This is a genomic window from Chroococcidiopsis sp. SAG 2025 (assembly GCF_032860985.1).
Taxonomy (GTDB): Bacteria; Cyanobacteriota; Cyanobacteriia; order Cyanobacteriales; family Chroococcidiopsidaceae; genus Chroococcidiopsis.
This window is the reverse complement of the sequence record NZ_JAOCNC010000001.1, coordinates 5,778,076-5,803,575: the sequence shown is the minus strand read 5'-3', so window position 1 is coordinate 5,803,575 and position 25,500 is coordinate 5,778,076. Positions and strand designations below refer to the sequence as shown.

General features: G+C 43.7%; 22 protein-coding genes and 2 pseudogenes. 6 read left to right on the top strand and 18 right to left on the bottom strand.

Annotation, left to right across the window (positions count from 1 at the left end):
* Window positions 1–106: 106 nt before the first annotated feature.
* The 5 genes and pseudogenes from N4J56_RS28450 to N4J56_RS41320 form a co-directional block, all read right to left on the bottom strand.
* Window positions 107–289 carry a hypothetical protein gene (locus N4J56_RS28450; RefSeq protein ID WP_317109503.1) on the bottom strand — a complete coding sequence of 61 codons (183 nt, stop codon included), beginning with the start codon at window positions 287–289 and terminating at the stop codon, window positions 107–109.
* A 20-nt stretch (window positions 290–309) separates the two neighbouring features.
* The gene (locus tag N4J56_RS28445) at window positions 310–756 is read right to left on the bottom strand and encodes a response regulator (RefSeq protein ID WP_317109501.1); all 447 of its coding nucleotides are present in this window, start codon (window positions 754–756) and stop codon (window positions 310–312) included.
* Window positions 704–1,294 (bottom strand): annotated as a pseudogene (locus N4J56_RS28440) (sensor histidine kinase); the annotation flags it as partial. The pseudogene N4J56_RS28440 and the gene N4J56_RS28445, both read right to left, overlap by 53 nt.
* An 18-nt stretch (window positions 1,295–1,312) precedes the next feature.
* Window positions 1,313–2,581 carry an IS701 family transposase gene (locus N4J56_RS28435; protein ID WP_317104593.1) on the bottom strand — a complete coding sequence of 423 codons (1,269 nt, stop codon included), beginning with the start codon at window positions 2,579–2,581 and terminating at the stop codon, window positions 1,313–1,315.
* A 91-nt stretch (window positions 2,582–2,672) separates the two neighbouring features.
* Window positions 2,673–4,388, bottom strand: a pseudogene (locus N4J56_RS41320) (GAF domain-containing protein); the annotation flags it as partial.
* A gap of 941 nt (window positions 4,389–5,329) precedes the next feature.
* Between N4J56_RS41320 and N4J56_RS28420 the strand changes: the two are divergent.
* From N4J56_RS28420 to N4J56_RS28410, 3 genes are all read left to right on the top strand, one after another.
* On the top strand, window positions 5,330–7,444 hold the full coding sequence (locus tag N4J56_RS28420; RefSeq protein ID WP_317109495.1) for a TIGR00300 family protein: 2,115 nt from the start codon (window positions 5,330–5,332) through the stop codon (window positions 7,442–7,444).
* A 188-nt stretch (window positions 7,445–7,632) separates the two neighbouring features.
* Window positions 7,633–8,001, top strand: a complete 369-nt coding sequence (locus tag N4J56_RS28415; RefSeq protein ID WP_317109493.1) for a hypothetical protein — start codon at window positions 7,633–7,635, stop codon at window positions 7,999–8,001.
* A 240-nt stretch (window positions 8,002–8,241) separates the two neighbouring features.
* A complete protein-coding gene (locus tag N4J56_RS28410) occupies window positions 8,242–8,703 on the top strand; it encodes an Hsp20/alpha crystallin family protein (RefSeq protein WP_317109491.1) in 462 nt (153 codons plus the stop codon).
* Between the two features lie 328 nt (window positions 8,704–9,031).
* Here the strand turns inward: N4J56_RS28410 and N4J56_RS28405 are convergent, their stop codons facing one another.
* On the bottom strand, window positions 9,032–9,829 hold the full coding sequence (locus tag N4J56_RS28405) for an N-formylglutamate amidohydrolase (RefSeq protein WP_317109490.1): 798 nt from the start codon (window positions 9,827–9,829) through the stop codon (window positions 9,032–9,034).
* A 261-nt stretch (window positions 9,830–10,090) separates the two neighbouring features.
* On the opposite strand from N4J56_RS28405, the gene ggt reads away from it, so the two are divergent.
* On the top strand, window positions 10,091–11,644 hold the full coding sequence (ggt, locus tag N4J56_RS28400; RefSeq protein ID WP_317109489.1) for a gamma-glutamyltransferase: 1,554 nt from the start codon (window positions 10,091–10,093) through the stop codon (window positions 11,642–11,644).
* Window positions 11,645–11,747: 103 nt separating this feature from the next.
* On the opposite strand, the gene N4J56_RS28395 is transcribed toward ggt, so the two are convergent.
* The 6 genes from N4J56_RS28395 to N4J56_RS28370 all read right to left on the bottom strand — a co-directional run bounded on the left by N4J56_RS28395 (window position 11,748) and on the right by N4J56_RS28370 (window position 20,156).
* The gene (locus N4J56_RS28395; RefSeq protein WP_317109487.1) at window positions 11,748–13,316 is read right to left on the bottom strand and encodes a ferredoxin--nitrite reductase; all 1,569 of its coding nucleotides are present in this window, start codon (window positions 13,314–13,316) and stop codon (window positions 11,748–11,750) included.
* A gap of 234 nt (window positions 13,317–13,550) precedes the next feature.
* Window positions 13,551–14,732 carry a hybrid sensor histidine kinase/response regulator gene (locus N4J56_RS28390; RefSeq protein WP_317109485.1) on the bottom strand — a complete coding sequence of 394 codons (1,182 nt, stop codon included), beginning with the start codon at window positions 14,730–14,732 and terminating at the stop codon, window positions 13,551–13,553.
* A gap of 126 nt (window positions 14,733–14,858) precedes the next feature.
* Complete coding sequence (locus tag N4J56_RS28385) at window positions 14,859–15,329, bottom strand: response regulator (protein WP_410500380.1); 471 nt, start codon at window positions 15,327–15,329, stop codon at window positions 14,859–14,861.
* Window positions 15,274–17,583 (bottom strand): ATP-binding protein, encoded by a 2,310-nt coding sequence (locus tag N4J56_RS28380; protein ID WP_317109482.1) that lies wholly within the window; start codon window positions 17,581–17,583, stop codon window positions 15,274–15,276. Before N4J56_RS28380 ends, N4J56_RS28385 begins: the two co-directional genes overlap by 56 nt.
* A gap of 520 nt (window positions 17,584–18,103) precedes the next feature.
* Window positions 18,104–19,210 (bottom strand): Gfo/Idh/MocA family oxidoreductase, encoded by a 1,107-nt coding sequence (locus N4J56_RS28375; RefSeq protein ID WP_317109480.1) that lies wholly within the window; start codon window positions 19,208–19,210, stop codon window positions 18,104–18,106.
* 160 nt (window positions 19,211–19,370) lie between these two features.
* Window positions 19,371–20,156 carry a response regulator transcription factor gene (locus tag N4J56_RS28370; RefSeq protein ID WP_317109479.1) on the bottom strand — a complete coding sequence of 262 codons (786 nt, stop codon included), beginning with the start codon at window positions 20,154–20,156 and terminating at the stop codon, window positions 19,371–19,373.
* A 528-nt stretch (window positions 20,157–20,684) separates the two neighbouring features.
* Here N4J56_RS28370 and N4J56_RS28365 point away from each other — a divergent pair.
* Window positions 20,685–20,936, top strand: a complete 252-nt coding sequence (locus N4J56_RS28365) for a DUF6761 family protein (RefSeq protein ID WP_106544800.1) — start codon at window positions 20,685–20,687, stop codon at window positions 20,934–20,936.
* Between the two features lie 237 nt (window positions 20,937–21,173).
* On the opposite strand, the gene grxD is transcribed toward N4J56_RS28365, so the two are convergent.
* The 6 genes from grxD to grxC form a co-directional block, all read right to left on the bottom strand.
* Window positions 21,174–21,497, bottom strand: a complete 324-nt coding sequence (grxD, locus tag N4J56_RS28360) for a Grx4 family monothiol glutaredoxin (protein WP_317109478.1) — start codon at window positions 21,495–21,497, stop codon at window positions 21,174–21,176.
* A 64-nt stretch (window positions 21,498–21,561) separates the two neighbouring features.
* Window positions 21,562–21,822 (bottom strand): BolA family protein, encoded by a 261-nt coding sequence (locus N4J56_RS28355; protein ID WP_015157300.1) that lies wholly within the window; start codon window positions 21,820–21,822, stop codon window positions 21,562–21,564.
* A 71-nt stretch (window positions 21,823–21,893) separates the two neighbouring features.
* Window positions 21,894–22,550, bottom strand: coding sequence for a hypothetical protein (locus N4J56_RS28350; RefSeq protein ID WP_317109477.1), 657 nt, complete (start codon window positions 22,548–22,550; stop codon window positions 21,894–21,896).
* 187 nt (window positions 22,551–22,737) lie between these two features.
* Entirely contained in the window at window positions 22,738–23,520 is a 783-nt protein-coding gene (locus tag N4J56_RS28345; protein ID WP_410500379.1) for a lysophospholipid acyltransferase family protein, read from the bottom strand.
* 228 nt (window positions 23,521–23,748) lie between these two features.
* A complete protein-coding gene (gene tadA, locus N4J56_RS28340) occupies window positions 23,749–24,267 on the bottom strand; it encodes a tRNA adenosine(34) deaminase TadA (RefSeq protein WP_410500620.1) in 519 nt (172 codons plus the stop codon).
* Window positions 24,268–24,338: 71 nt separating this feature from the next.
* On the bottom strand, window positions 24,339–24,650 hold the full coding sequence (gene grxC, locus N4J56_RS28335; RefSeq protein ID WP_317109474.1) for a glutaredoxin 3: 312 nt from the start codon (window positions 24,648–24,650) through the stop codon (window positions 24,339–24,341).
* A gap of 202 nt (window positions 24,651–24,852) precedes the next feature.
* Between grxC and N4J56_RS28330 the strand changes: the two genes are divergently transcribed.
* Window positions 24,853–25,497 (top strand): hypothetical protein, encoded by a 645-nt coding sequence (locus N4J56_RS28330; RefSeq protein WP_317109473.1) that lies wholly within the window; start codon window positions 24,853–24,855, stop codon window positions 25,495–25,497.
* The last annotated feature ends 3 nt before the right edge of the window (window positions 25,498–25,500 follow it).

The window sequence follows — 25,500 nt, the reverse complement described above, 5'->3', positions numbered from 1 at the left end:
GAAGTCAGAAGTCAAAATTCAAAAGTGAGAAATTGTAGGGGTGGGTTTTTTGAGTATACCTGTATCAAAACAAATAATTCAGTGGTTAAACCCGCCCGTACAGCAGTCAAAAGTCAAAAGTGAGAAATTGTAGGGGCGGGTTTTTTGAGCATATCTGTACCAAAACAAATATTTCAGCGGTTAAACCCGCCCGTACAGTTGTAGCGGCGGGTTTTTTGAATAAACTCGTGAAATAGCAAAGAGTTCTGGAATTAAACCCGCCCGTACAGCAGTCAGAAGTGATACCCATAATTATCGGGATACGCACAATTAGCTTATAGGCAAAGTTACAGTAGAAAGCCAAAACTCTTCAATTCCTTTCACGATTTGAAATAATTGGTTGAGGTTGCGGGACTTGGTAATGTAGCAGTTGACGTGTAAATCGTAGCTATGACAAATATCTTCCTCATTTTTGGAGGTAGTTAAGATCACGACAGGGATGCGTCGCAATTGGGGATCGGCTTTAATTTCTGCCAAGACTTCCCGACCGTCTTTTTTAGGCAAGTTGAGATCGAGCAGAATTAAATCTGGGTGGGGTGCGTCGGTATATTCCCCTTCTTGACGCAAAAAAGCGATCGCATCCATCCCGTTTCGTACAGATAAAACTTGGTTGGGGATGGTACTGCGTTTGAGTGCTTCTTCCACCAAGCGGACATCAGCTTTATTATCTTCCACTAGGAAAATGGTTCTGAGTTTTTCTGCCGTGCCTGTACTCATATTTCTTACCTCCGGCGGGAATTGTAAAGTAGAATGTTGCACCTTGACCTAATTCTGAAGCCACCCAAATATCTCCTCGATGGCATTCAACAACTTTTTTGCAAATTGCCAAACCCATTCCCGTACCAGAATATTCATCTCTGGTATGCAAGCGTTGGAAAATGACAAAAATGCGATCGCTAAACTGGGGATCGATACCAATCCCGTTATCTTTAACTGAAAATAACCAGGCATCTTCTAATGGTGAGACACCAATATGAATAACAGGTGGCTTGTCGCTACGAAACTTGATCGCATTTCCAATCAGATTTTGAAATAGCTGAAGCATTTGGGTGCTATCTGCTAATACTGTTGGTAGCGGATCGTAAGAAATCGTAGCACCTGTTTCCGAAATTTTGCCTTGCAAGCCACTGAGAGCGCGTTTTAAGGCTACCTCCAAATCTACGGGTTGAAATTCGACATTCTGTCGATCTACCTTGGAATAAGCTAGTACGTCATCTATGAGCGTCTGCATCAGGCTAACTCCCGATACTGCATAGTGGGACTTTAAAACTTTCTAAGCCCAAATATAGCCGAACTTAGCTCTGTGAGAGGCAAATACATCAACATGCTCATTAAGCCAGCGGACCAAACGAAACTCGACTGCGGTGCGGAATGCCTCCAATGCTTCGGCAAAGGTTTGTAAGGGTTTGGTTGCCCAACGTCTGCGGAATCCGCCGGTCAACTGATGCCAAAGGATGAAGGTGTAAGCGATGAACACTAAAACCCAATGACGCTTCATACTCAGAGCATCCCGAACTTGATACTCACTCAAACCCAACCAGCCCTTGGCTTCTCGATAGAAGACCTCCACCCAGTTGCGAGCAGAATATGTTTGAGCTACCCAAGCCGCACTGACTTGGTTGTCAGAGGCATTGGTGAGAAAGTAATCCACCTCCGTCGCTTGCTCGAAACTAGAGGCATTGAGTTGAATCGCCAGCCAGCGAGTGCCTTCGAGCTTCGGAACGTGAACTGGTAACAGCGCCACCCAAACTGTCCGGGGCTGCTCCAGATTGAGTTGCACAGGTGTGAACTGCTCCACTGCCAAGGTTTGAGCAATAGCTTCTAATCCCTGCTTACGAGCAGACTCATCACCTGATGTTTGAGCAGTAACTTGGCGGTTTTTGGCGATTGCTGCCACGTAAGTTAGGTTTCTCGACTCCAACTGCTTGAGAAAAGGCGTGTTATTACCGTAGCCTGCATCAATTACAGTCACACCCGGTCGATAACCGCGCTTCAAGCATTGGTCAACCAAGTCTAGAGCCAGGTCAGGTTTTTTCTGGAAGTTGGGGTCTGCCTTGCCTTGCTCGAATAAACTTGCGTGTTGATAGAGTGCAACATCTAACGGCAGACGTCGCACTCCATCATACAAGTAGGTAGTCAGCAGCACAATACCATTGTCAGTCTTGCCAATCTCCCCAATGTACTGCCGTCCTACCCCATCAGTAGCCGCACCACTTTTGCGATGTCCCGAATCATCTACAATCAATGTGAAACCTTGACTCGGGGTCGTCTGGCGACACTGGTGCATCACCTCCAACCGCCGATTATTTAGCTTGACTTCATCCCAAGGGGCATTGTTGAGAAAATGTCTGAGGCTGTTGTAGGAGCCATCTACTGTATTTGTGACCAGTTGGCTCAGGTTTTTGCGCTGACTCTCACCCAGCAGTCCCCCTAGATAAACACGAAATTCCTGCCGCTGCTTCTGACGCGAAAATACATCATCAAACCGACGACACCAGTTCTCAAAGCACTGCGGCATCGCTGCTGGTACTTGATCTTTCACCTTACGTTGCTCCTGTCGAGACTGACGTAAAACGCAACTCCTACCCGCATTCTAGCTCAATTTGCTCCATCTTTCTTACAAAGTCCCACTAGCTAATAAATTCTCTAGCATCTTCGTCTAGCTGTTCTTGATAGCGCATCTCTAACAACTGGACGTAATTTGCAACTTGATTTAATGGTTCTTGCAAGTCGTGGGAAGCGACGTAAGCAAATTTTTTCAGTTCGGCATTAGAACGTTCTAAGTCGTATGCGATTTGCGAGAGTTCTTCTGCTTGTCTTAAAACTACCTCAATTGTGGCTTTACGCAAATCGATCGCGGCTTTGATTTCTACTTTTTTCCACGGCAAAGATTTACCCTGTACAGTTTCTTGCCACAATTGAAAGGATTTGCGGGGAGACAAATATACGCTGTCATTTTCCTGACCGAATTCAAATGCCTCATGCGGATTACCACCCCAATTGACTGTTTGTATGACTTCAGGACGAAACCATAAAATGTAGCTTTTATCGGCGATAGGAATTGCTAACAAACCGCTAGCAACATGTTTGTAAATTTCTGCTTCTGGAAATACTAGTGGTAGGGTATCCGTGTAGAAAATTTCCTCATCTCGAAATTGATGTTTTAACCACTGTACGATGACATTTAAGTTTTCCGGCTTTGGAACTTGCCCAATTGTCGTCCATTCGTTATTAAAACAGATGGCGGCTCCTTGAGCATCAACTAATTCTAATAAGTTCGGTTCTTGTTTAACTAAACCATCAATCCAGTTTTCGGCTTGCGACATATATTCGACTAGTTGCGATCGCACATATGTGATGTGAAGGTTATAGTCGTAATCGTCTGTTTCTTCTATTGCCGAAATTTCTGCAAAAATCATCCGTCCGAGAAACTCACAAGCTTTACGTAGTTCGTAAGATACATATTTAGGCGATCGATGGTGACAAGCAATTAATCCTCAAAGTTTGTCTTCTTTAATTAAAGAAATTGTTAAAGAAGCACCCACTTCCATATTATGTAAGTACTTAAGATGACAGGAAGACGCACTTCTTAAAGTTGAATGAGTCAAATCTAGCGGACGTAAATTTGTCGGGTTAATTAAAGGAAAAAGTTCTACTGGTTTAGCATGAGCGTTGGGAATTATTCTAATCCAATTGGAACAAAACAGTTTTCTCGCTGGTTTAGGAATATCCGACTCGGGAAAGTGCAATCCTAAATAAGCTTCCATATCATCTAATTTTTCTTCGGCAATGACAACACCATGTCCGTCATTGTCAAATTTATAGAGCATTACGCGGTCAAATCCCGTGACTTTACGTACTTCTTGAACGATAACTTGACCGAAATCTTGTAATTTTGTTGTTGTTGCTAATCGATTAATTGAGGCTCTAGCTAGATGATAAAAACTTAAAAATGGAATGTTTTCTTGAGTTAGAGCTGGCTCTAATTCTAAAATCAGTAATTTATCTCGATTGCGATGAAATATGCCGTCAAATACTACGTAATCGTCTCCTTTGACTCTCAACCAAATTTTTATAGGGTTGAGCAGATCGAAATTTTCTTCTGCTAGTCCTATTTTGATCCTTTCTATTTGGTAAGGGTCGAGCAAATCTTCTAGATTCTGCAAAACCAATTCTTCAGATGAAATTCCAAAAACAGAAAATGCATTAGTACTGACTTGTAAAATTTTGAGGTTTGGCTCTTCTAAAACTACAATGACTCCATGTGGTTGAATTTGGTTAATTAGTTGAACTGGTTCTTCATCCCAAAGGGAAAATTCAACATCTTTTAATTGTAAGTTTTCTGACACAAAGAGCCTCCCTGAAAGTCAAAAGTTAAAAACTAAAAGTCAAAATACTGGATATATTGCGCAAGTTTTTGTTGAGTTTAAGCACAACACTAGAATTAAAAGCAAAATAAAATATTGTCACAATGTAGTTTTTCTAGTAGTTTAAATTGTGACACTACTAGCTCTATCCGTAATATTTATTGGTAAATCTATATAGGTAAATTTATGGAAAGCTGTTGCTTTTCTCTAGTTCCTCAAATGTGACTTGCGCCAACAGCTTAACATAACGTTTTTCATTATTAAGTCAAATGTTAAGAAAAAGTAGTAGTTTTTGAATTTAGCGGCTAATTATGATGGGAAATAGCTGCATTTTTGCAATACAAAAGTAGATTGGGTAATTGGTAAATGGTAATTGGTAATGGGTTTACAGGTTGAAAAGCGCGATTATTATTTAGTTGCTAACCCTTCGTCGTGAATTATTTAGAAAATATTAAAAATGGCAGAATTGGGAAATAGTTCGTGCTATTTGCTAGCAAGCTAAAAATCAAGTAAGCTTGACTAATTTATCGCCATAATCTGTCGTTATTCTAAGCGATCGCGATTTTATAGTAGCGATTTTATAGTAGTGTGGGCATTGCCCACCTATACTCAATTGGCTTTTATCTACAGCAAATTAGTTAAGCTAACACGCAAATTATTAAAAATAGCTGCAATATCGCTAATTCAGCCAATAAGAGTAAATACTTAATCTCATCAAGAATTGCGAAGCGCGAGCGTAGTTATCGCCCCTTCACAAGCCATTTCATCCTACTGTTCCTCAAAGTAATAGAATGAAGATCTAGAATTGCAGTTGCAATGTAGTTGCATTGAGTACAGATTCCGTAACAATTTCTACAGAATTGGTGACATAAAAATCTGTATTCATGAAGAGTTTGTCATCTTGACCCAATAGAAAGCTTTCTATGAGTTCTTCGATCCGCTTCTTAATGTGCGCCCCCGACCACTATGATGTGGACTACGTGATTAACCCCTGGATGGAGGGTAACATTCACAAGTCCTCCCGCGATCGCGCCGTCGAACAGTGGCAAAAGTTGTTCCACGTCTTGAAGGAACAAGCCGTTGTCGATTTGGTGCAACCGCAACCAGGCGTACCAGATATGGTATTTACTGCGAATGCAGGCTTGGTTTTGGGGGATACAGTTGTCCTCAGCCGTTTCTTCCACAAGGAGCGTCAGGGAGAAGAACCATTCTTCAAGCAGTGGTTTGAGTCCAAAGGTTACACGGTACACGAACTGCCTAAAGACTTACCATTTGAAGGTGCTGGAGATGCACTGCTAGATCGGGAAGGACGCTGGTTATGGGCTGGGTATGGCTTCCGTTCCGAACTCGATTCTCACCCTTATCTCGCCAAATGGCTTGATATTGAAGTGTTATCCTTGCGCTTGATGGACGAGCGCTTCTATCACCTCGATACCTGTTTTTGTCCCCTCAGCGGCGGTTATCTACTCTACTATCCTCCAGCTTTTGATTCCTATTCCAACCGTCTGATTGAAATGCGGGTTCCGGCGGAAAAGCGGATCGCGATTAAAGAAGCCGATGCGGTGAACTTCGCCTGTAACGCCGTCAACATCGACTCGGTAGTGGTGATGAATAAGGCGAGTGAAGATTTAAAAGCTCGCTTGACTAAATTGGGATTTCAGGTAATTGAAACCCCGCTGACAGAATTTCTGAAAGCTGGGGGAGCCGCCAAATGTTTGACGTTGCGGGTGACAGAACCAGTACGGGAAGAAGTCCACGCCAGCACGCCTGTGGAAAGCCGTGCTGTCCGTATGGAAGGACATTTACTCGATTCTGGCTTGATCAACCGCGCTTTAGATGCGATCGTGGAAAATGGTGGTAGCTTCCAAGTGCTGAATTTTAGCTTGGGAGAACAGCGACAAAGCACTTCTTCTGCCGAGGTGAAGGTGACAGCTCCTTCGCGCGACGTGATGGAAGAGATAATATCTCAGCTGATCGATTTGGGTGCTGTGCCGCGTCCGCAAGAAGTTTGCGACGTGAATATGGAACCCGTACATCAAGCGGGTGTAGCTCCCGATGATTTTTACGTCACGACGATTTATCCCACGGAAGTGCGGGTAAATTGCGAGTGGGTGAAGGTACAAAATCAGCGGATGGATGGCGCGATCGCAGTTACATTTAACTCTGATGGTAGTCCCGTGGCTCGGTGCAAGTTATTGCGGGATTTGGAAGTTGGCGAACACGTCATCGTCGGGATTGAAGGTATCCGTACCATTCGCAAGACGGAATCGCGGGAACAGCGCAACAAGCAGGAATTTAGCTTTATGTCTGCTGGAGTTTCCAGCGAACGCCGCGTCGAATTAGTGGTGGAACAAGTAGCTTGGGAACTGCGACAAGTGCGCGACCAAGGTGGTAAGGTCGTTGTCACGGCTGGACCCGTGGTAATTCATACTGGTGGCGGGGAACACCTATCGCAGTTAATCCGCCAAGGCTACGTGCAAGCTTTGTTGGGTGGAAATGCGATCGCCGTCCACGATATCGAGCAAAATATGATGGGGACTTCCCTTGGTGTTGATATGAAGCGGGGAGTCGCCGTACAGGGAGGACACCGCCACCACTTGAAGGTTATCAACACGATCCGGCGTTATGGCAGTATTGCCAAGGCTGTCGAGCAAGGCGTATTACAAAGCGGAGTCATGTACGAATGCGTCCGTCACAACGTCCCCTTCTGCTTAGCAGGTTCGATTCGGGATGATGGTCCTTTACCCGACACCGAGATGGATCTAATTAAGGCTCAAACCGAATATGCTCGGTTATTGCAGGGAGCAGATATGATTTTAATGCTCTCCTCAATGCTGCATTCGATAGGCGTAGGTAATATGACGGCTGCTGGGGTGAAAATGGTCTGCGTCGATATTAACCCCGCCGTAGTCACAAAACTGAGCGATCGCGGTTCGGTTGAATCTGTCGGTGTGGTGACAGACGTAGGATTATTCCTGAGTTTGTTAGTACAGCAGTTGGATAAGTTGACTAGTCCCTATCATTTGGTGCAAGTCTAAATAAACAGTGACTCCTGACCAGTGACTCCTGACCAGTGACTAGATAATGGTAGGGTGCGTTATGTAACGCACCCTACTACAAAGAATTTTTGTCTGTTGGGTAGCACAGCCGTGCTACCTATTTTTGTGGAAATCCGCAATGGTACGGTATGCACTCATGCCTAAGTTTACATATTTTAATAATAGGAATGATATTTACGCTCGGGCGATCGCTATCTGCAACTTATCCTCTGCTGGGTCAATATATAAAAGAAAAGATTATGCAACCTACGATTTCATCTTCCAACCGCGCTCCTCAAAACAATCCATTTCTCTCCCCTGGTGAGTACTATACTTGTCATATTTGCATCCCAGATTCAAATGAGCGGATGGCTGCAATTATGTTTAACAAGCGATATTATAGTTTTTTTAAATCAGTTAAAGACCGAGAAAAAGCCTTAAGTATGGTTGCTAAACTACAAGAAAAAGGAAACGATGCTTTAATTATTAAAAATCCGAAAGGATATTCAATTTGGGTTTTAGAACCCACAGCTTATTTAAGTAGGTCGAAACAATAAGAGTTCATAGTAGGGTGCGTTAAGTAACGCACCCTACTTCATTGAATTACGGTAAGAAGAACATGGCATAGGCAAAGAACCGAACATCCCCCTACGACTGCCTTTGATAGCCTGATATTGGGTTGAGCAAAGTCAACCCCCGACAAATAAACAGCTGTTGAGTCGGAAATTCAGTTAATCGCGATCGCGTTTGTAAGTGATACACATTAGCTAGAGATACAGCAAAGTTCGGAGGTAATTATGGCACTAGTACGTTGGGAACCATTCCGCGAATTTGAAATGGAACCATTCCGCGAATTTGGCAGCTTACAAAGAGAAATGAACCGTTTGTTTGACAGCTTGTCACCTCGCACTGGTGGTAATGGTGGAATGGCGTTCGTACCCGCAGCAGAACTGCAAGAAACACCAGAAGCAATTCACCTGAAACTCGAAGTTCCTGGAATGGAAGCTAAAGATTTAGACGTACAAGTAACGGCTGAAGCTGTAGCCATTAGCGGCGAACGTAAATCTGAAACCAAGACAGAAGAAAAAGGCGTAACTCGGTCTGAATTTCGTTATGGTTCGTTCCGTCGCGTCATTCCACTCCCATCGAGAATTCAGCATGAAAACGTCCAAGCTAACTACCAAAATGGTGTTCTAACTCTCACATTGCCGAAAGCAGAAGAAGAAAAGAATAAAGTTGTGAAAGTTAATATTGGATAAATTCTCAGTCAGGTAGGTGAATTCCTACCTGACTATTTACCGATCGTAGTACGAAGAGATGGGGCGAATAGAATTCGCAACTACACAGACAAAACCCGGATGGTGCGCGGGTTTAAAACCTCTGGTTTTTCTTGAGTCCGCCGTTGACTCGAATCGCGATCGCACCTAGCCGCTAAATTAGCAAAATTAACGCTTCGGTGTAACTTTCTCTTGTTCCCCTCTTTTCTCAAGGGGGGTTAGGGGGGATCGCTTGATGAGTAGCACAGTTTTTCGATCCCCTAACCCCCTTAAAAAGGGGGCTAAGAAAAAAGGCACACATGGGGTAAAATTAATATTTTCTTCTGCCGTCTGCCATTAGTTGCTTCAATATTCCTGGTACGGTCGATTGTAAGGCGTGACGGATCGCTTCCAATTGCTCTAAATCCACTTCGTTCGTCCATTCATCCATGAAGAACTTTTTGACTTCAATTGAGAGGACGCAAGCAGAATCGGGAAACTTTTGATGTACCCATCTGGGAAAATGTCCGCCGTGAAATTTGACATTTTCTCTTACGTCGAGTTGTCTGCCCAAATAGTCAAAATTGCGCAGATCCGAGAGAAAACTTTCGATCGCAGAATGCCAGCGATCGCGATCCAGCGTGGCAGTACCTAAATTGATTTCTGGATTATATCTCGGATCGGCAGGTTCAGCCTCTCGTCCCAAACGGCGATGATTGTAAGTATGCAGTTCAAATACAACAAAACGTCCGTGACGGCGTTCTAAATCTCTAAAAATTTGTTCTAAATTAGCATAAAAAGTATCGTATTCAGCCAAGGAACGGGCAAGAATTTCAGCTGATGGCATGGATTGCCAAACTTCCAAACCCCATGCATCTCTGGGGTGAATATAAACTGCTTTTTCTCTAGGACGGTTGAGATCTAATTCAAACCGCGATCGCTTCACTACAATTTGCGTATCTGCGATCGTCGTCCAAGCTGCCGTAAACGGGTCTTCTTCTCGCCAGCGATCGGCTTCACTGATGACCATTAAATCTGCAACTTCTTGTCTGACATCATGACCGTCATGTAAGGCTACAGCCGCGATCGCACCATTTCCAACTCGATCTAATACCCAGCAGGGATTCATCAGTTATCAGTTATCAGGGAACAGAAAGTAGACGGCAGCTTAAAAAGGATCGTATGACTTACTTTTAATAAATTGATTTTTCCTAACCTAGATACTCACCCATGTTTGATTTTCTCTTATGCAGTGTACTATAAACTGTAATGAATCACACTTTTTTCAACTTCTGATTTCTGTACGGGCGGGTTTACCAAAAAACTTTGTAGTGAACAGAAATTCTAGGTAAACCCGCCCCTACGACTTCTTTTGTGGTAGTCTGCAAACATGGGCAAGGTTATACGCGGTACGATCGCGGCTGGAGATGCAAGAACCGCCGCAGCCGGAATTGAAATGTTTCGCCTCGGTGGTAATGCTTTTGATGCCGCCGCCGCTGCTGTTTTAGCTTCATTTGTCACCGAATCATCTCTGACTTCTGCTGCTGGTGGAGGTTTTCTTTTAGCTCATACTCAAGCAAATCAAAATATTTTATTTGATTTTTTTTCCCAAACTCCTATTCATAAAAGACCTCACCAAGAAATTAATTTTTACCCCATAGATGTGAATTTTGGCGATGCCGTGCAAGAATTTCATATTGGACTGGGTGCGATCGCTACGCCAGGAAATATTGGCGGGATTTTTCACGTTCAACAAAAATTAGGAAAATTACCTTTTCATGTTGTTACCGAACCAGCAATTCACTATGCTAAATATGGTATAGAAGTGAATGAATTTCAAACTTATTGCTGGCAAATTTTACAACCAATTTTGACAGCTACCAAAGCAGCACGGCAAATTTACGCACCAAAAGGAGTGTTGCTGGAGGTAGGGGATAAATTATTCATGCCTGATTTTGCAGCAACTTTAAATTATCTTGCTGAACGAGGAGTGCAAGAGTTTTATCGAGGAGATATTGCACGGCAATTAATTAAAGATTGTCAAACTGATGGCGGTTACTTAACTGATGCAGATTTAGCACAATATCAAGTTATTGAGAGAGAACCACTGACGATTAACTATCGAGGAAATACATTATTAACAAATCCACCTTCTAGTTCAGGAGGAATTCTAATTGCTTTTGCTTTAGAATTGCTGTCTCAATTCGATCTTAGTAAAATTGGTTTTGGCACGCCGCAGCACCTACAAATTCTCACAGCAATCATGCGATTAACCGATCGCGCTCGAAAAGAAAAGTACGATACTAATGTTTATCAAACTAACATATCAGAAACATTTTTAGCTGCTGCTCAAATTAAAGAATATGCATCGCAATTAAATTCAGTAGTGAATAAATGGGGTAGTACCACCCATTTAAGCGTTGTTGACGATGAAGGTAATGCCGCGAGTGTCACGACTTCTAATGGAGAGGGTTGTGGTTACATTATCCCAGGCACGGGCATTATGCTAAATAATATGCTAGGCGAGGATGATATAAATCCGCATGGTTTTCATCAATGGCAAGAGAACGTCCGAATTTCTTCGATGATGTCGCCTACAATTGTATTAAAAGATAACCGTCCCGAAATTGTTTTAGGGTCTGGTGGGTCTAAGCGAATTAGAACGGCAATTTTACAAGTTATTTCCAATATTATCGACTTTCAAATGCCTGTAGATTTAGCCGTAAATAGTTCTCGCCTGCATTGGGAAGATAATGTCTTGAATCTAGAACCAGGATGGAGTGAAGAGGCGATCGCTAACCTCATTTCTACTGACGAGAAATCTCTGTTATGGAATAAGCAGAATATGTTTTTTGGCGGCGTGCATACAGTCATGGAAGATGAGTCGGGAATCATTTCAGGTGCGGGAGATAAACGCCGCAATGGTGCGATCGCCTCAATCTAAAGCCCTCTTGATTAAATGTCGGCTGGTAGGTGCGCACAGCTAGCTGTGCGTCCCTACATATAAATTAACCAAAGTCCCCCTTAAAAAGGGGGGTTGGGGGGATCTAACCTACCAATGTTTCCTCTTTAATTTTTGCCCCAAAATGTTCGACCAATAAGTCCCGTACTACTGATTTTAAATCTTCACAAGCAACTCGTTTCATCACCTCTTTACCTAAGTGGGCATCTTTACCAACCTTACCACCCATCCATATATCTACTGCCTCCACCGTGCGATCGTCTTTGCGCGTTTTCGTGCCGATAAAACCAATATCTGCAACTTGAGGTTGACCGCAGGAATTAGGGCAACCAGTCCAATGAATTCGCACTGGTTGAGTTAAAATTAACTCTTGTTCGAGTTCCTTAACTATTGCCAAAGCACGGTTTTTAGTTTCGATAATTGCAAAACCGCAAAATTCATTTCCAGTACAAGAAACCAAACCTCGATTTAAAGTTCCTGGTTCAATTGTAAAACGCTCTTTTAGCAAAGGCTCGGCTAAAAACGCACTCAAGCGCGTATCGGGAATATGGGGAATAATTAAATTTTGCTCGACAGTGAGGCGAATTTCTCCATTACCGTAAACCTCTGCCATTCGTGCCAGTTCAAACATTTCATTTGCATATAAACGACCGACAGGAATGTGCAATCCGACATAATTTAATCCTGTTTGTTTTTGCTGATAAACTCCAATATGGTCGCGTTTTTCCCAGTCAATTTCATCTTTTTCTGCGGCTGTGGCTAGTAGTTTACCAAACCGTTGTTCTACCTCAGCGCGAAACTTTTCTATCCCCCATTGGTTAATTAGATGCATCATGCGGCACTTTTGGCGGTTTTCCCTCGGTCCATTTTCGCGATAGACCATCATCATCGCCAGAGTTAAAGCAACCACATCTTCGGGAGGAATCCAAGCATCAAGGGGAATTGCGCTCACGTATTGATTGGGGGCAAAATAACCGCCGACAATGATGTTAAATCCCAGTGTTCCATCTTTATATGCTGGAAGCAAGCCGAGGTCATTGATTTCGGCGTGAACGGAGTTATCGCGACCACCAGCCACAGCTATGTTAAATTTTCGGGGTAAATCGCTCAGTTCGAGATTACCTTCACCGTTGTTGGTAATGGCATCTTGGAGAATGCGGCACAATCCCCGCGTATCAATCAGTTCGTTGGCATCAATTCCAGCTACAGGGGAACCCGTAATGTTCCGCACGTTGTCCATCCCTGACTGGACGCAGGTTAGACCAGCTTGTGCCAGTATCTTGATAATATCAGCAATATCTTCAATGCGGATGCCACGCAGTTGTAAGTTTTGGCGCGTGGTAATGTCTGCGTTACCTTGGTCTTGAAATCCCGCACCTTGGCAGTAGCGCTGTACGATTTCTGCTAGGACTCGCATTTGAGTGCTAGTTAAGATGCCGTTGGGTATCCGCATCCGCATCATAAACTTACCAGGAGTCACTGGACGATGGAAAAAACCCAACCACTTAAGTCCGAAATCTCGCTCGAACTCGTCCATTGCTTCCCAGCCAATTTGGGCGAAGTGTTCTAGTTCTTGTTTGAGTAATAGAGGGTGTTTCTTAGCTTTGGCTTGCTCGACTTTATTTAATTTCTGTTTTTTAACTGCTTGTGTCATCGATCTAGCCTACGAGAGTTACTTTAAAGCAAGTGCGATCGCATTTGCCCGTCAGATCGGGTTGTTCGGTAAAATCCTTTTGTTGCTAGATTATTCGGCTTCAGTAAAAGGGTTCGTAGGCTTTGTTACCGTTACTCTAATTTTGTTCGGGTTATCTGTCTTCAGAATTAGTGCATCTATCTCTAGTATCAATTTGAATCTACAGTTAGTAGAGAAATTTGATGGCGAATGCATTTAGATTGGTACGGAGACCACGGGTAAAATGACAGTAAATGTGGTTCCTACATCGACTTCACTCTCCACATAAATCTCGCCACCGCAGGCTTCAATACACTTTTTAGCGATCGCCAGTCCTAAGCCAGTACCAGGAGTGCTACCGACATTGCTGGCGCGGTGGAAGGGTTGAAAGAGCTGTTGTAAATCTGCTTTGGGAATACCAATTCCCCAATCTTGAATTTGAAAAGTTACCATTTCTGGTTGAGCAATTAAATTAAATTGTACGCTACTGCCTGCGGAAGAATATTTAATTGCATTGCTGAGGAAATTAGCTAAAATATGTCGCAGCAGATTTTCATCCCATAATGCTTTTTCTATTTCTCCTTGATAGGTGAAAATCAGAGCAATCTGTTTTTTGGCTGCACTCAGTTCTAGCGTTGCAACTAGTTCTCGGCAAAATTCTTGAATATCTAAATAGGTAGGTTGGCATTGAAGTTGTCCCGCTTCAGCTTTCCCCGCTAGAGAAACTTCATCCAACATCTGCGCCATATTTTTAATTGCAGCATTAATATGTTGAAAATGGGTTAGTTTTTGTTTTTCAGTTAATTTTTTTTCGCTATTTTGTAGTAATCCAGTTGCTAAAAGAATAGTTGTTAGTGGACTGCGAAAATCATGTGACAGCATCGAAACAAATTCAGATTTAAATCGATTCAGTTGCTTAGCTTTGTCTAACTCAACTGCACTTTCCTGCACCTGGGTTGCTAATGCTTGATTTTTGGCTTGTAAAGCTTCTGCTGCCTGCTTGCGCTCGATCGCATAACATAGCGATCGCACCAACAATTTAGCATCGATCTGCCGTTTAACTAAATAGTCTTGCGCCCCTTGTCGCACTGCCTCAATTGCTAATTCGTCATCGTTCATATTCGTCAGCACGACAATCGGTAAGCTAGGTGCTTGTTGCAGTAGTAGAGGTAAAGATGCTAAACCCTGACTATCTGGGAGAGTCAAATCTAGTAAAACTGCATCGTAGGGTTGTGACGATATTAACCCTCGATCCAGTTCTGCTAAGGCATCTCCCAATCGCTTGACATGTACCAGATGAAAGTGTCTGAGATTGGCTTGCCGCAAAATCTCTTGTAAAAATCTGGCTTCTGCCAAACTATCTTCAATTAACAAGACTTTTACTAAACTGGCAAGCATAGTTTTCTGGTTTTTCCCCCCTTTTAACAGTGACCAGTGACCAGTGACCAGTTAAATCGGTTATCAGTTATCAGTGAGTGACCAGTGACTAGTGTAGAGACGTTATATGTAACGTCTCTACACTAGTCACTGGTTATTGGTCGCCGATCGCTGATTTGATGGCAATGTAACGGTAGAGAGCCAAAACTCTTCAATTCCCTTGACAATCTGAAACAATTGGCTGAGATTGCGAGATTTGGTGATGTAACAATTGACGTGCAATGCGTAGCTATGGGCGATATCCTCGTCATTCCGAGAAGTCGTGAGGACTACAACAGGAATGCTTTTGAGTTGAGGATCGGCTTTAATTTCTGCTAAGACTTCTCGCCCGTCTTTCTTGGGTAAGTTGAGATCCAGCAGAATTAAATCGGGGCGAGGTGCATTTACAAACTCGCCCTCTTGACGCAAAAATGCGATCGCATTGACTCCATCCCGCACCGACATCACTTGATGCGGTACGGAACTATTTTTCAGTGCCTCTTCAATTAAACGGACATCTGCTCTATTGTCCTCTACCAAAAAGATCGTTTTGTGTTTTGCGTCCGTTTCTCCGCTCACGATCGCGCCCTCCTACGGGTAGCGTAAAATAAAATGTTGCCCCAGCTCCAAGTTGTGACTCTACCCAAATTCGTCCTCGGTGACACTCGACAATCTTTTTACAGATTGCTAAACCCATTCCCGTACCTGGATATTCGTCTCGTGGGTGCAAGCGTTGGAAGATCACAAAGATGCGATCGCTAAATTGTGGTTCAATACCCATCCCATTATCTCGTACTGCAAACAGCCACTCATCCTCTTCTTGACGCTGTGCCGAGATGTGAATTTCTAGTGGTTTGTCACTGCGGAATTTAATTGCATTACCAATCAAATTTTGAAACAATTGCATCAATTGGGTGCTATCTGCCATCACAGTCGGTAATGGATCGCGGCTAATTTTCGCCCCACTTTCGGTAATGCGTTGTCTTAAATTACCTAAAGCGCGATCTAAAGCCGTATCGACTTCCGTAAGTTCAAACTCAACTCCCTGCATTTCTACTTTAGAATACGCCAGCACGTCATCGATCAGCGTTTGCATTAAGCTGACTCCCTCGACAGCAAAATTAATAAATTCCTTCGCGTCTGCGTCAAGTTGCGCTTGGTAACGCATTTCTAACAATTGGACGTAATTTGCTACCTGATTTAGCGGTTCTTGTAAGTCATGGGAAGCAACGTAAGCAAATTTTTTCAATTCGGCATTCGATCTTTCTAAATCGGCGGCTAATTGTGCCAATTCGTCAGCTTGGCGCAGTACGATATTGACAATTGCTTTTCTTAGTTCCAGCGCCGCTTTAATTTCTACTTGTTTCCAGGGTAAAGACGTGAGGCTGACTGTTTCTTGCCATAATTGGAAAGATTTGCGCGGACACAATCGCAGTCCATTCTCTTGATTCAATTCGTAAGCATTATGAGGATCGCCGCCCCAATTCACTGTTTGAATCACTTCGGGACGGAACCACAATACGTAATTGCGCTTAGAAATTGGAATTGCTAATAAACCACTGGCAACATGTTTGAATCTTTCCGCATCGGGATAAACCTGTGCTAAAGAATCGGTGTAGAACACTTCTTCTTGAACGTTATTTTTCAGCCACTGGATTAAGAAATTTAAGTCTTCTGCTGCGGGAGTTTTACCAATCGTCGTGCAAGTATTGCCAAAACAAATTGCTGCACCTTGGGCGTTAGCTAAGTTGAGAAGATTTGGTTTGTGTTTAATCAAACCATCAACAAAGTTCTCTTCTTGAGACATATATTCGACTAAAGCTGACTGCACGTAAGCCAACTGTCGCCGATAGGCAAAATCTTCCGTTTCTTCTCTAGAAGCAATTTCAGAAAAGACCATCCGTCCCAAAAATTCGCACGCTTTGCGTAATTCGTAAGAAACATACATGGGTGTTTGATGGTGACAAGCAATTAATCCCCAAAGTTTTTGGTCTTTAATTAACGAGATCGTCAGCGAAGCACCAACACCCATATTATGTAAATATTCAAAATGACAAGCTGCGGCACTTCTGAGAATAGAATTTGTTAATTCTGTAGGTTCTTTGCTAATTGGATTAATTGCTGGTACGAGGGTTACAGGTTCGCAGCGACTATCGGGAATTAAACGAATCCAATTAGATGCAAATAGTTTTCTGGCTGGTCTGGGAATATCAGATTCAGGAAAGTGTAGTCCCAAATATGGTTCCATACTATCGAGTTTTTCTTCAGCAATGACAGAACCATGTCCGTCGTTATCGAATTTATACAACATGACGCGATCGAAGCCAGTCACGTTGCGAACTTCTTGGACGATAATTTGACAGAACTCTCTGAGATTTGAAGTTTCTTCTAAGCGATTAATAGATGCTCTAGCTAAGTGGTAAAAACTGAGGAAGGGAATATTTTCTTGGGCTAGCGCTGGTTCTAATTCTAAGATTAGAAATCCTTCTATATTGCGATGAAATATGCCATCAAATACAGAATATTCATCGCCCTTCTTTCGTACCCATAACTTAACGGGATTGATGATATCGAGATCTTCTGTTGCGGTTAATCCAGTCTGAATTCTTTCTAACTGAAAAGGATCGATAAAATCTGATAAAGGTCTTTGTAACATTTGTTCGGCAGCAATTCCGAACGTGGCGATCGCATTACTACTAATTTGTAAAATTGTCAGTTCCGGTTCTGCTAAAACAATTAAAATCCCATGCGGTTGAATTTGATTAAAAATATGGATTGCTGGTTCTTTTAGACGGATAATGTCGATACCTTGAGCTTGAAAATCGATGACCATATTGCTTCTCCTAAGTTGATGACGGGAGCAGCAATAGAGATGCGATCGCTCTTTTGATTTTTTGGCGATCGACCGTCTTGGTATTATCTAAATGTCGCTCCCGCAATGTATGAAAAAGTCCTTCTGCCTACCTGAATTCTGACCCCTTATCCTCCCCAGACTGTACAACCGTAAGGGCTGGTTTACCAAATATTTCTTTTTTCAGATCGAAATCTGGGCGAACCTGCACCTGCAATTCAATCTTTATTCTTCTGGGAAGTGTATCATGCTCGGCAAAACAAAATTCCGCGCGATCGCGTTTTGTATCTTAATTAATATGAGCTGATTTTGAAGGAATATAAACTTTTTATAAAAAGCTCAATCGAATTAAATTTTCTGTCACAAATATCTTCGTAATGCGAGGGCGGGTTTGTTTATATCTTGGTATGAAAATAGAGATTGTCGATAAACCCGTATCTACCAAATACTCGCTATGACATCTGGGAATGATTTAATTGCGGATGAACGCAGATAGATCCTTTTAGCTACTGGTGAGATATGTATCTAAATCTGGTACGTCTACCCAACTGCGCTGCTGGTGAGAAGCATGACTGAGATCCATTAATAATTGCGAGTAAACACCTTCACGGATGGAAGGAATTAGGGATTCTCCGCTATCAATTCCCTGTACCCATTGGTTAACTACGCGAATAAATGGAGCGATGCGTCCGTCTGTATAGGTTTTGTCAAATCCCAATCGCATTGGAATTTCCAATTCTGCTGGCGGTTGTCCGGCGGAAGCAGCCCAGAGGTGAAAGCCGTGGACGTAATCTTTTTGATTTTGACTGCACAATACTAAAGTACCGCGATCGCCATACACTTCTACTGAGTGGGTACGGTTGGCATACACTGCCGAACTAATGCTAACTTGGCAAGGCGTACCGTCTGCTAGTTCTAGCATTAGCATACAGGTGTCATCAGCATCTACTAGCTTCATTTCCCCTGTCAGAGGATCGAGTCGTTGAGGAATGCTAGTACTGAGCTGAGCGCACAGTTTTTGCACTGCACCAAATAACCAATTTATGTAATCGAAAGTATGGGAAGCCAGCGCCCCTAAAGCCCCACCTCCCATATCCTTACGAGAATACCAATTCCAAGGGCGGGAAGCATCGGCGCGACTGGGAACCAACCAATCAATTTTAATCAGCCGTTTTTTACCGACATAATCTTCAGCCAGTAATTCGGCTAACCTTTGCCATGCAGGGACGAAGCGATATTCAAAATCTAGGGTAACGACGAGATTGTTAGCTTTGGCTATGTGATACAACTCTCGCGCTCCTGTAGCTGAGAGCGTGGTGGGTTTTTCTAATAACAGGTGCTTTCCCGCTTGCAATACTGTCTTTGCCATTTCGTAATGTAGAAACGGCGGGGTAGAGATGCTAACTGCTTGGACTTCTGGTAGAGCGACAATCTCTTCTAGCGTAGGACTCGCATGGGGGATATTATGAGTTTGCGCGATCGCCTGAGCTTTGTCGCGATCGCGGTGATACACTGCTACAACCTGCGTCCGAGGATGAGCCTTAAACCCAGGTAAATGAACTTTTTGCCCAAAACCCGTTCCAACTACTGCCACACCAATTGAAGACATAACCCAATTTCATGCCACTGCTCTTTCTTCTTTCTTATTGTGCGACAGATAGGCAGTTATCAGGGAGCAGGGAGCGCACGAGTAGGGAGCAGGGGGGCAGAGGGAGCGCACGAGCGCACGAGCAGTTAATTCTAACTTTTGACTTTTGACTTTTGATTTACTAGTGAAACACTTCTGACTTCTCCCTCGTTTCTTCTATAGTGGAGTGATGATTTGCGGTTTGGTGTTGGGAAATGTCGGTTGGTTGTACGCTGTTGGCTTTGAGAATTTCCGCGTTGAAGCGATACCCTACATTACGCACAGTTTGAATTAAGCTTGGTTGGCGCGGATCGATTTCGACTTTTTTCCGCAATGACAAGACGTGAGTATCGATGGTACGGGGATTATCTATAGCATCAGGCCAAGCACGCCGCAGTAATTCGGAGCGGCTGAGGGGTAAACCTCCAGCTTGCGCCAAGACGTAAAGTAAACTAAATTCTTGAGGCGTGAGGTCGATGTATTCACCTTTGAAGTAAACGCGACGCTGGACTAGATCTATTTGCAAAGTGCCGTAGTCCAAGTAAGCTGGTGCGGCTGGCGTGCGTTGACGACGAATCAGTGCTTCGATTCGCGCTAAAAATTCCTGCATTCCAAAGGGTTTGCACAAGTAATCGTCTGCTCCTGCTTTTAAACCAGTGACAATATCCGCTTCGGTGTTGCGGGCAGATAGCATCAGAATCAGTGGTTGCTGTTGTTGCTGTAGCCAACGGCAAAACTCTGTCCCGTCACCATCAGCTAATTCAGCATCGAGAATTACTAGTGTGGGCTGGCGCGTTAAAAATACGTCTCGCGCTTGATAGAGACTAGCTGCTTGATATACTCGATAGCCTACCTGTTGTAAGTGCCAACTGAGTAGCGATCGCAGATGTGGATTTCCCTCTACAATTTCTATACAAACCGAGGTCACAGGTGCAAGATTCCTTTTATACGTGACTCTCAAGGTATCAAAGCCTGTGTCAAGCTTTTGTAACAGCTGCTACCTCAGTATCAACTCTCTGGCAGTCTTGACGAGCGAACAGACATCGGTTAATATGTTTTTCTAAAAATAAACTTAAAAAAACTTAATATTCTGAGACTCGATCGATAGCCCAAGCATCTAACTACAAATTGGTCAAGACCGACACACGGTAAAAATCGCCCTAGAGATACAAACTTTTTGGTATTAATTTAGTCTATGATGAAATAAATGAGACAAAAATTATATACAGTACAGTCATTCTTCGACTATTAGTTAGTATAGAGGACTCAAGATAAAATCGACTTGCTAAAACTGAATACACTCTTACTAAGAAGAAATTCATAATTTCTATGTCGCTCGTTCAGCGATCGCTGCTTGAAAAACTCAGCTTAGAGAAAACAACTTAAAAGTTTCATCCTGGCAAATCCCTTTAAGAAACACATTTTCAAGGCACAATCGATCCCTTCATCTTGCGCTATGTTACAAGATACTCAAACAATTCGCCACTATCAAAAACTGACCGATGCTCTGGTCGAAATGTGGCAAAGAGGCTATCGCACAGACGATTTACGTTTGTATTTAGACGGCTATCTCGCAGCCATGAGGCATTCCAACATCCTTGAACCCTATCTAATTCATCGTTTAGAGGAAGAAGCAACCCGCTTTCTATACGATCCGTATAACTTTGAAATGCCGGTTCAGCCAGAACCAGAATCAGACTACCGTTAAGTTATTGTAGATTGGCTCGAAATAGGATTCAGTGGAAAATCAGATCGAAATTTTGAATTTTGAATTAAATTGGGCTTTTTCCGAGCGGGTAAGGTCAAGCTTAGATCGGTCAGCTATTTATGCTGATGCTTAAAATTGGCTAAAAATTGCCAACAATTAAAAATACACTTTGTTGCAAATGAATAGGGGCATACAACTGTACGCCCCTATACGCATTTCTATCCAAATCGTTAACTGTTAAGAAGCAAGTGCGACTTCTACCATCTGTTGTAACTCGCCACTTTGGTACATTTCAATCAGAATATCAGAGCCGCCCACAAATTGACCGTTAACATAAACTTGAGGAATGGTAGGCCAATTGGAATACTCTTTAATTCCTTGTCGAATTTCATAGTCTGCTAAAACGTCAACAGTCTCGAAGGGAACTCCCAGAGTGTTAAGAATTTGCACGACATTGTTAGAAAAACCACACTGGGGCATCAACTTGTTGCCCTTCATGAAAACCAAGATTTTGTTTTGTTGAACGAGATTATCGAGTCGCTCTTTCAATTCTGGAGTCATAGCTGTTATTCCTAGTCTTGAGGATGAAGTATTAGCGCCTAGTAGAATTATGGGAGAAGCCAGCTTACACCACTTGGCTGACAGCTTGCCAAGCTTGGGGTGTGTAAGTCCTTAGTGCTAGGGCATGGATAGCTTCTGATGACATTGCTTGGTTGAGGGAGCTGTAGACGAGTTGGTGCTGTTGTACTCGTCCCTTACCTTCAAACTGGGAAGAAACGACTACTACTTGGTAATGATCTCCACCCCCAGTCAAGTCTTGTACTTGAACTTGGGCATCTGGGATCGCTACCTTAATCATTTCCTCAACTTGCTGAGGACTAATCATTTCAATTCCTAATTGCTGAACTCTTTTCTAATTTAACTATTTCTAAGGATAGATGAGCGATCGCCCCTTCGCTACTGTTTTGGTGTAGATTGTTCGGGAGGCTTAGCTTCACTCCGTTGTGGCGCATTACCAGTATCGCCAGTACGAGGAAAAGGCGCGTCAACAAATCCTAACTCGAACAGCTGTTGATAGGCTTTTTTGCCCAAATCTCTCGTTGGGTTTTGACTGTTAACAATCTGAACCAGCAGCGGTACGGCAAGTTCTGGCTTGTTTTGCGCTCGATGTACCAATGCCAGTTGGTAAGTCGCATCATCGCGCATTTGGGCAGTATCCAATGCTTTCTTACGCTGGCTATCGGCAATGCGATTGTCAATACCTTGAAAGTTACCAGCTAGCTGTTGGTAGAAATTAGACATTTGATTGAAAACCTGACGCGCCTCTTGCAACTTTTTCACCGCTGTGTCGTAGTTTTGAGAGGAGATAGCGCTGCTAGCCTCCGACATCAGCCGTTGACCTCCAGCCACGCTCAAAACGCTATTATTCTGAGCAGAAGGTTGAATGATGTTAGGATTTTTTGGATCTATAGGTTGAGCTTGGTTAGGAGTTGCTGGTGCTGGCGGCGTTTGCGCCTGGACGTAACTTGGGGACAGCAAAGTCATAGCTGCGATCGCCGAAAATAATGTTATGCAGCTATGGTAAAGGAAGCGTTGAGTTCCAGCAGAAATCATGGCTTAATTCCGTGCGCTAAAAAACACAAGACCGATTTTGAACTTCGGGTATCTTATCAGTTATCGGGGAGTCGGGAGCAGGGAGCAGGGAGCAGGGGAGAGTTTAGATATATTCCGCTTTTCTTCTGAACTTCTGACTGTTGACTTTTGAGTTTGTTCCCCAGTTGCGATACCTGAAGCTAGTGTTTTAAATAAAAGATTCTTTTCTTTCAGAGTATAGGGAAGGAGCGCTGTCTGGCTCTACGGTTGCTTGCGTCTTACTGCCCAACTGTTTAAGTGCTAGTTCTAAATCTTGTGTCAACTGCTTCGCATCTTTTTTAATCGAACCCGTGCTGTAATCTCCTACTTGGATAGGAGAACCAATACTAATCCTAACCTGAGATCTCCACGGTACGGTCGGAGGATTATAGTAAATACCGAGCGGTAATATTTTGACACCTAAGTTTGGCTGACTTGATTCGGCTTGTAGTGCTAGGCGAGCTAAACCAGGTTGAAGAGAATTCAGCGTACACTCGCGATTTTTTTTCAGGTCGCCACCTTCAGGAAAAATGACTAGCATTTCTCCTTGTTGTAGTAATTCTACGCCATGTCTGAGAGTAGCAATGGATGGACGCTTCACATCAACAGCAAACCCTCCGAGATGGCTAATAAACCATCCTTGGATACCCTTCATTTCGTCGATGGACACCATAAAGCGCGGATCTCGCCCGGTTGCAATCTTACCCACGATTGCAGGAACCATGAGCGCATCCCAACGAGAACGGTGGGTAGGTGCTACGATGACAGGACCTCCATTCGGCAAGTTTTCCGATCCGCTAACTTCAATCTTGTCAAAATAAAAGGGTAAGACCAAACGCCGTCCGATAGGATAGACTATGGGCGTTAACCAAGGCGAAACGTGAGAGCTTGCAGCCACCTTGGTCTTTTTAGTTGTCCCAATATCAGTGTGCGAGGAATCGAGCTGAATCATGAGGGTGGCGAGTGTGTAAGCGAACGTAAAGTTATATGGCTTTAATTCCACCCTAATTTTTTTTAGTCGCGCTCGCTACACATAGGGGACAGTTTTAGCAGCGTCTGTCATTGGTAATGGGGTAATGGGGTAATGGGTAATGGGTAGTTGGTAGTTGGTGAAAGGCGCTCTTGCGAGAGGTAAGAGGCGAGTGGTAAATTTTGAATGCGTGAATTTTGAATTGCTCCCTCAGCTCTCTTTCCCCCTGCTCCCTGCTCCCAGCTCGTCCCTGCTCCCTCTCTTCTGGCGGAACCAATCTTGCAGTTGTTGGCGACAGGTGGATTCTAAAATGCCAGCGAGAACGGGGAGACGATGGTAGGAACAGGCGCTATCGGGAATGTTGGTGACGGTGCGAATAGCCCCAGTTTTCGGATCGTCTGCACCATAGACAAGTAAACCAATTCGTGCTTGTACGAGCGCTCCCGCACACATGGGACAGGGTTCTAGGGTAACGTATAGGGTACAGCGATCGAGATGCCAGTTTTGTAAGGTTTTACCAGCTTGGCGCAAAGCAATAATTTCTGCATGGGCAGTGGGATCGTTGTCTCGTTCGCGCCGATTTTCTGCTTCGGCAATGACGTTACCGTTTGAATCGATAATTATTGCGCCCACGGGAACTTCTCCGGCTTCCCCGGCAATTTGGGCAAGGGCGATCGCCCGTTGCATCCATTGACGGTGGATGATGTATTCTGGGGCTTCAACTGTCACGCTGTTGATATTGTGTTCTGGATACGGCGGGCGCACAGCCGTGCGCCCCCCGACAAATTTCTCTACCAATATTATGCTGGCTGAGCGAGAAGAGGATCTAATTTGCCTGCGCTATCCAGTTTGTAAATATCGTCGCAGCCGCCGATATGCTCGTTATTGATGAAGATTTGCGGAACGGTGCGCCGTCCGTGGGCGCGTTCTGCCATTTTATTTCTAGCTACATCATCACCATCAATCTTGTATTCCGTGTAGTTGACACCCTTCCACCACAGCAATAATTTGGCGCGAATGCAGTAGGGGCAAGTCTGCCAGGTGTAAATCTCGACGTTGGCTTTGACTCGCTCTGGATGACGGTTGAGAATCGGATTGAGGAAATCCAACATAGTTATATTATTGGCAGGATTCTGGGCAGAAATTTACGAACGCGATCGCATATTAATTCTGATTATACTTAACTACAGTCAGCCTACGTGAGAGTTTGGTAATTGGTAATTGGTAATGGAAAAGTCAAAAGTTAAAAGTTAAAAGTCAAAACTAACTGGTCACTGATAACTGATAACTGATAACTGATTGGAGATTTAAGTTTTGGGTATTGAATTACGCAGTTATGTGTTTATAGATAGCTTACAACCTCAACACGCAGCTTACATGGGGACGGTGGCAGCGGGTTTTTTGCCATTACCAGGTGATGCTTCTCTGTGGATTGAAGTCTCGCCAGGGATTGAGGTGATCCGCTTAATGGATATTGCCCTAAAATCTGCTTCTGTGCGTCCAGGGGTGCAGGTGGTAGAACGGCTTTATGGATTGCTAGAAGTCCATTCCAGTCGCCAGGGAGAGACGCGGGCAGCGGGTAAGGCGGTGATGGAAGCAATGGGAGTGCGCGAACGAGATTGCCTCAAGCCACAAGTGATGTCGAGTCAGATTATTCGCAATATCGATCCGCACCAAACACAATTGATTAACCGTACCCGCCGAGGGCAGATGATTTTAGCAGGACAAACGTTGTATGTATTAGAAGTACAACCTGCGGCTTATGCCGCTTTAGCAGCAAATCAGGCGGAAAAAGCAGCTTTGATTAATATTTTAGAAATTCAAGCGGTGGGTAGTTTCGGGCGGCTTTACCTGGGTGGGGAAGAACGAGATATTATTGCGGGTTCGAGTGCGGCTTTGGCGGCGATGGAAAATGCTCTCGGACGCGAAAATCCCGCTGTTGGTGGGCGCAAGGAGTAGTAG

Coding starts and splice junctions, on each gene's coding strand:
- N4J56_RS28345 (WP_410500379.1), bottom strand. CDS start 23,520: ATGATTCAGCTCGATTCCTCGCACACTGATATTGGGACAACTAAAAAG.
- grxC (WP_317109474.1), bottom strand. CDS start 24,650: ATGTTGGATTTCCTCAATCCGATTCTCAACCGTCATCCAGAGCGAGTC.
- N4J56_RS28350 (WP_317109477.1), bottom strand. CDS start 22,550: ATGATTTCTGCTGGAACTCAACGCTTCCTTTACCATAGCTGCATAACA.
- N4J56_RS28415 (WP_317109493.1), top strand. CDS start 7,633: ATGATATTTACGCTCGGGCGATCGCTATCTGCAACTTATCCTCTGCTG.
- N4J56_RS28390 (WP_317109485.1), bottom strand. CDS start 14,732: ATGCTTGCCAGTTTAGTAAAAGTCTTGTTAATTGAAGATAGTTTGGCA.
- N4J56_RS28380 (WP_317109482.1), bottom strand. CDS start 17,583: ATGGTCATCGATTTTCAAGCTCAAGGTATCGACATTATCCGTCTAAAA.
- N4J56_RS28445 (WP_317109501.1), bottom strand. CDS start 756: ATGAGTACAGGCACGGCAGAAAAACTCAGAACCATTTTCCTAGTGGAA.
- N4J56_RS28355 (WP_015157300.1), bottom strand. CDS start 21,822: ATGATTAGTCCTCAGCAAGTTGAGGAAATGATTAAGGTAGCGATCCCA.
- N4J56_RS28365 (WP_106544800.1), top strand. CDS start 20,685: ATGTTACAAGATACTCAAACAATTCGCCACTATCAAAAACTGACCGAT.
- N4J56_RS28375 (WP_317109480.1), bottom strand. CDS start 19,210: ATGTCTTCAATTGGTGTGGCAGTAGTTGGAACGGGTTTTGGGCAAAAA.
- ggt (WP_317109489.1), top strand. CDS start 10,091: ATGGGCAAGGTTATACGCGGTACGATCGCGGCTGGAGATGCAAGAACC.
- N4J56_RS28410 (WP_317109491.1), top strand. CDS start 8,242: ATGGCACTAGTACGTTGGGAACCATTCCGCGAATTTGAAATGGAACCA.
- N4J56_RS28395 (WP_317109487.1), bottom strand. CDS start 13,316: ATGACACAAGCAGTTAAAAAACAGAAATTAAATAAAGTCGAGCAAGCC.
- N4J56_RS28405 (WP_317109490.1), bottom strand. CDS start 9,829: ATGAATCCCTGCTGGGTATTAGATCGAGTTGGAAATGGTGCGATCGCG.
- N4J56_RS28450 (WP_317109503.1), bottom strand. CDS start 289: ATGGGTATCACTTCTGACTGCTGTACGGGCGGGTTTAATTCCAGAACT.
- grxD (WP_317109478.1), bottom strand. CDS start 21,497: ATGACTCCAGAATTGAAAGAGCGACTCGATAATCTCGTTCAACAAAAC.
- N4J56_RS28420 (WP_317109495.1), top strand. CDS start 5,330: ATGAGTTCTTCGATCCGCTTCTTAATGTGCGCCCCCGACCACTATGAT.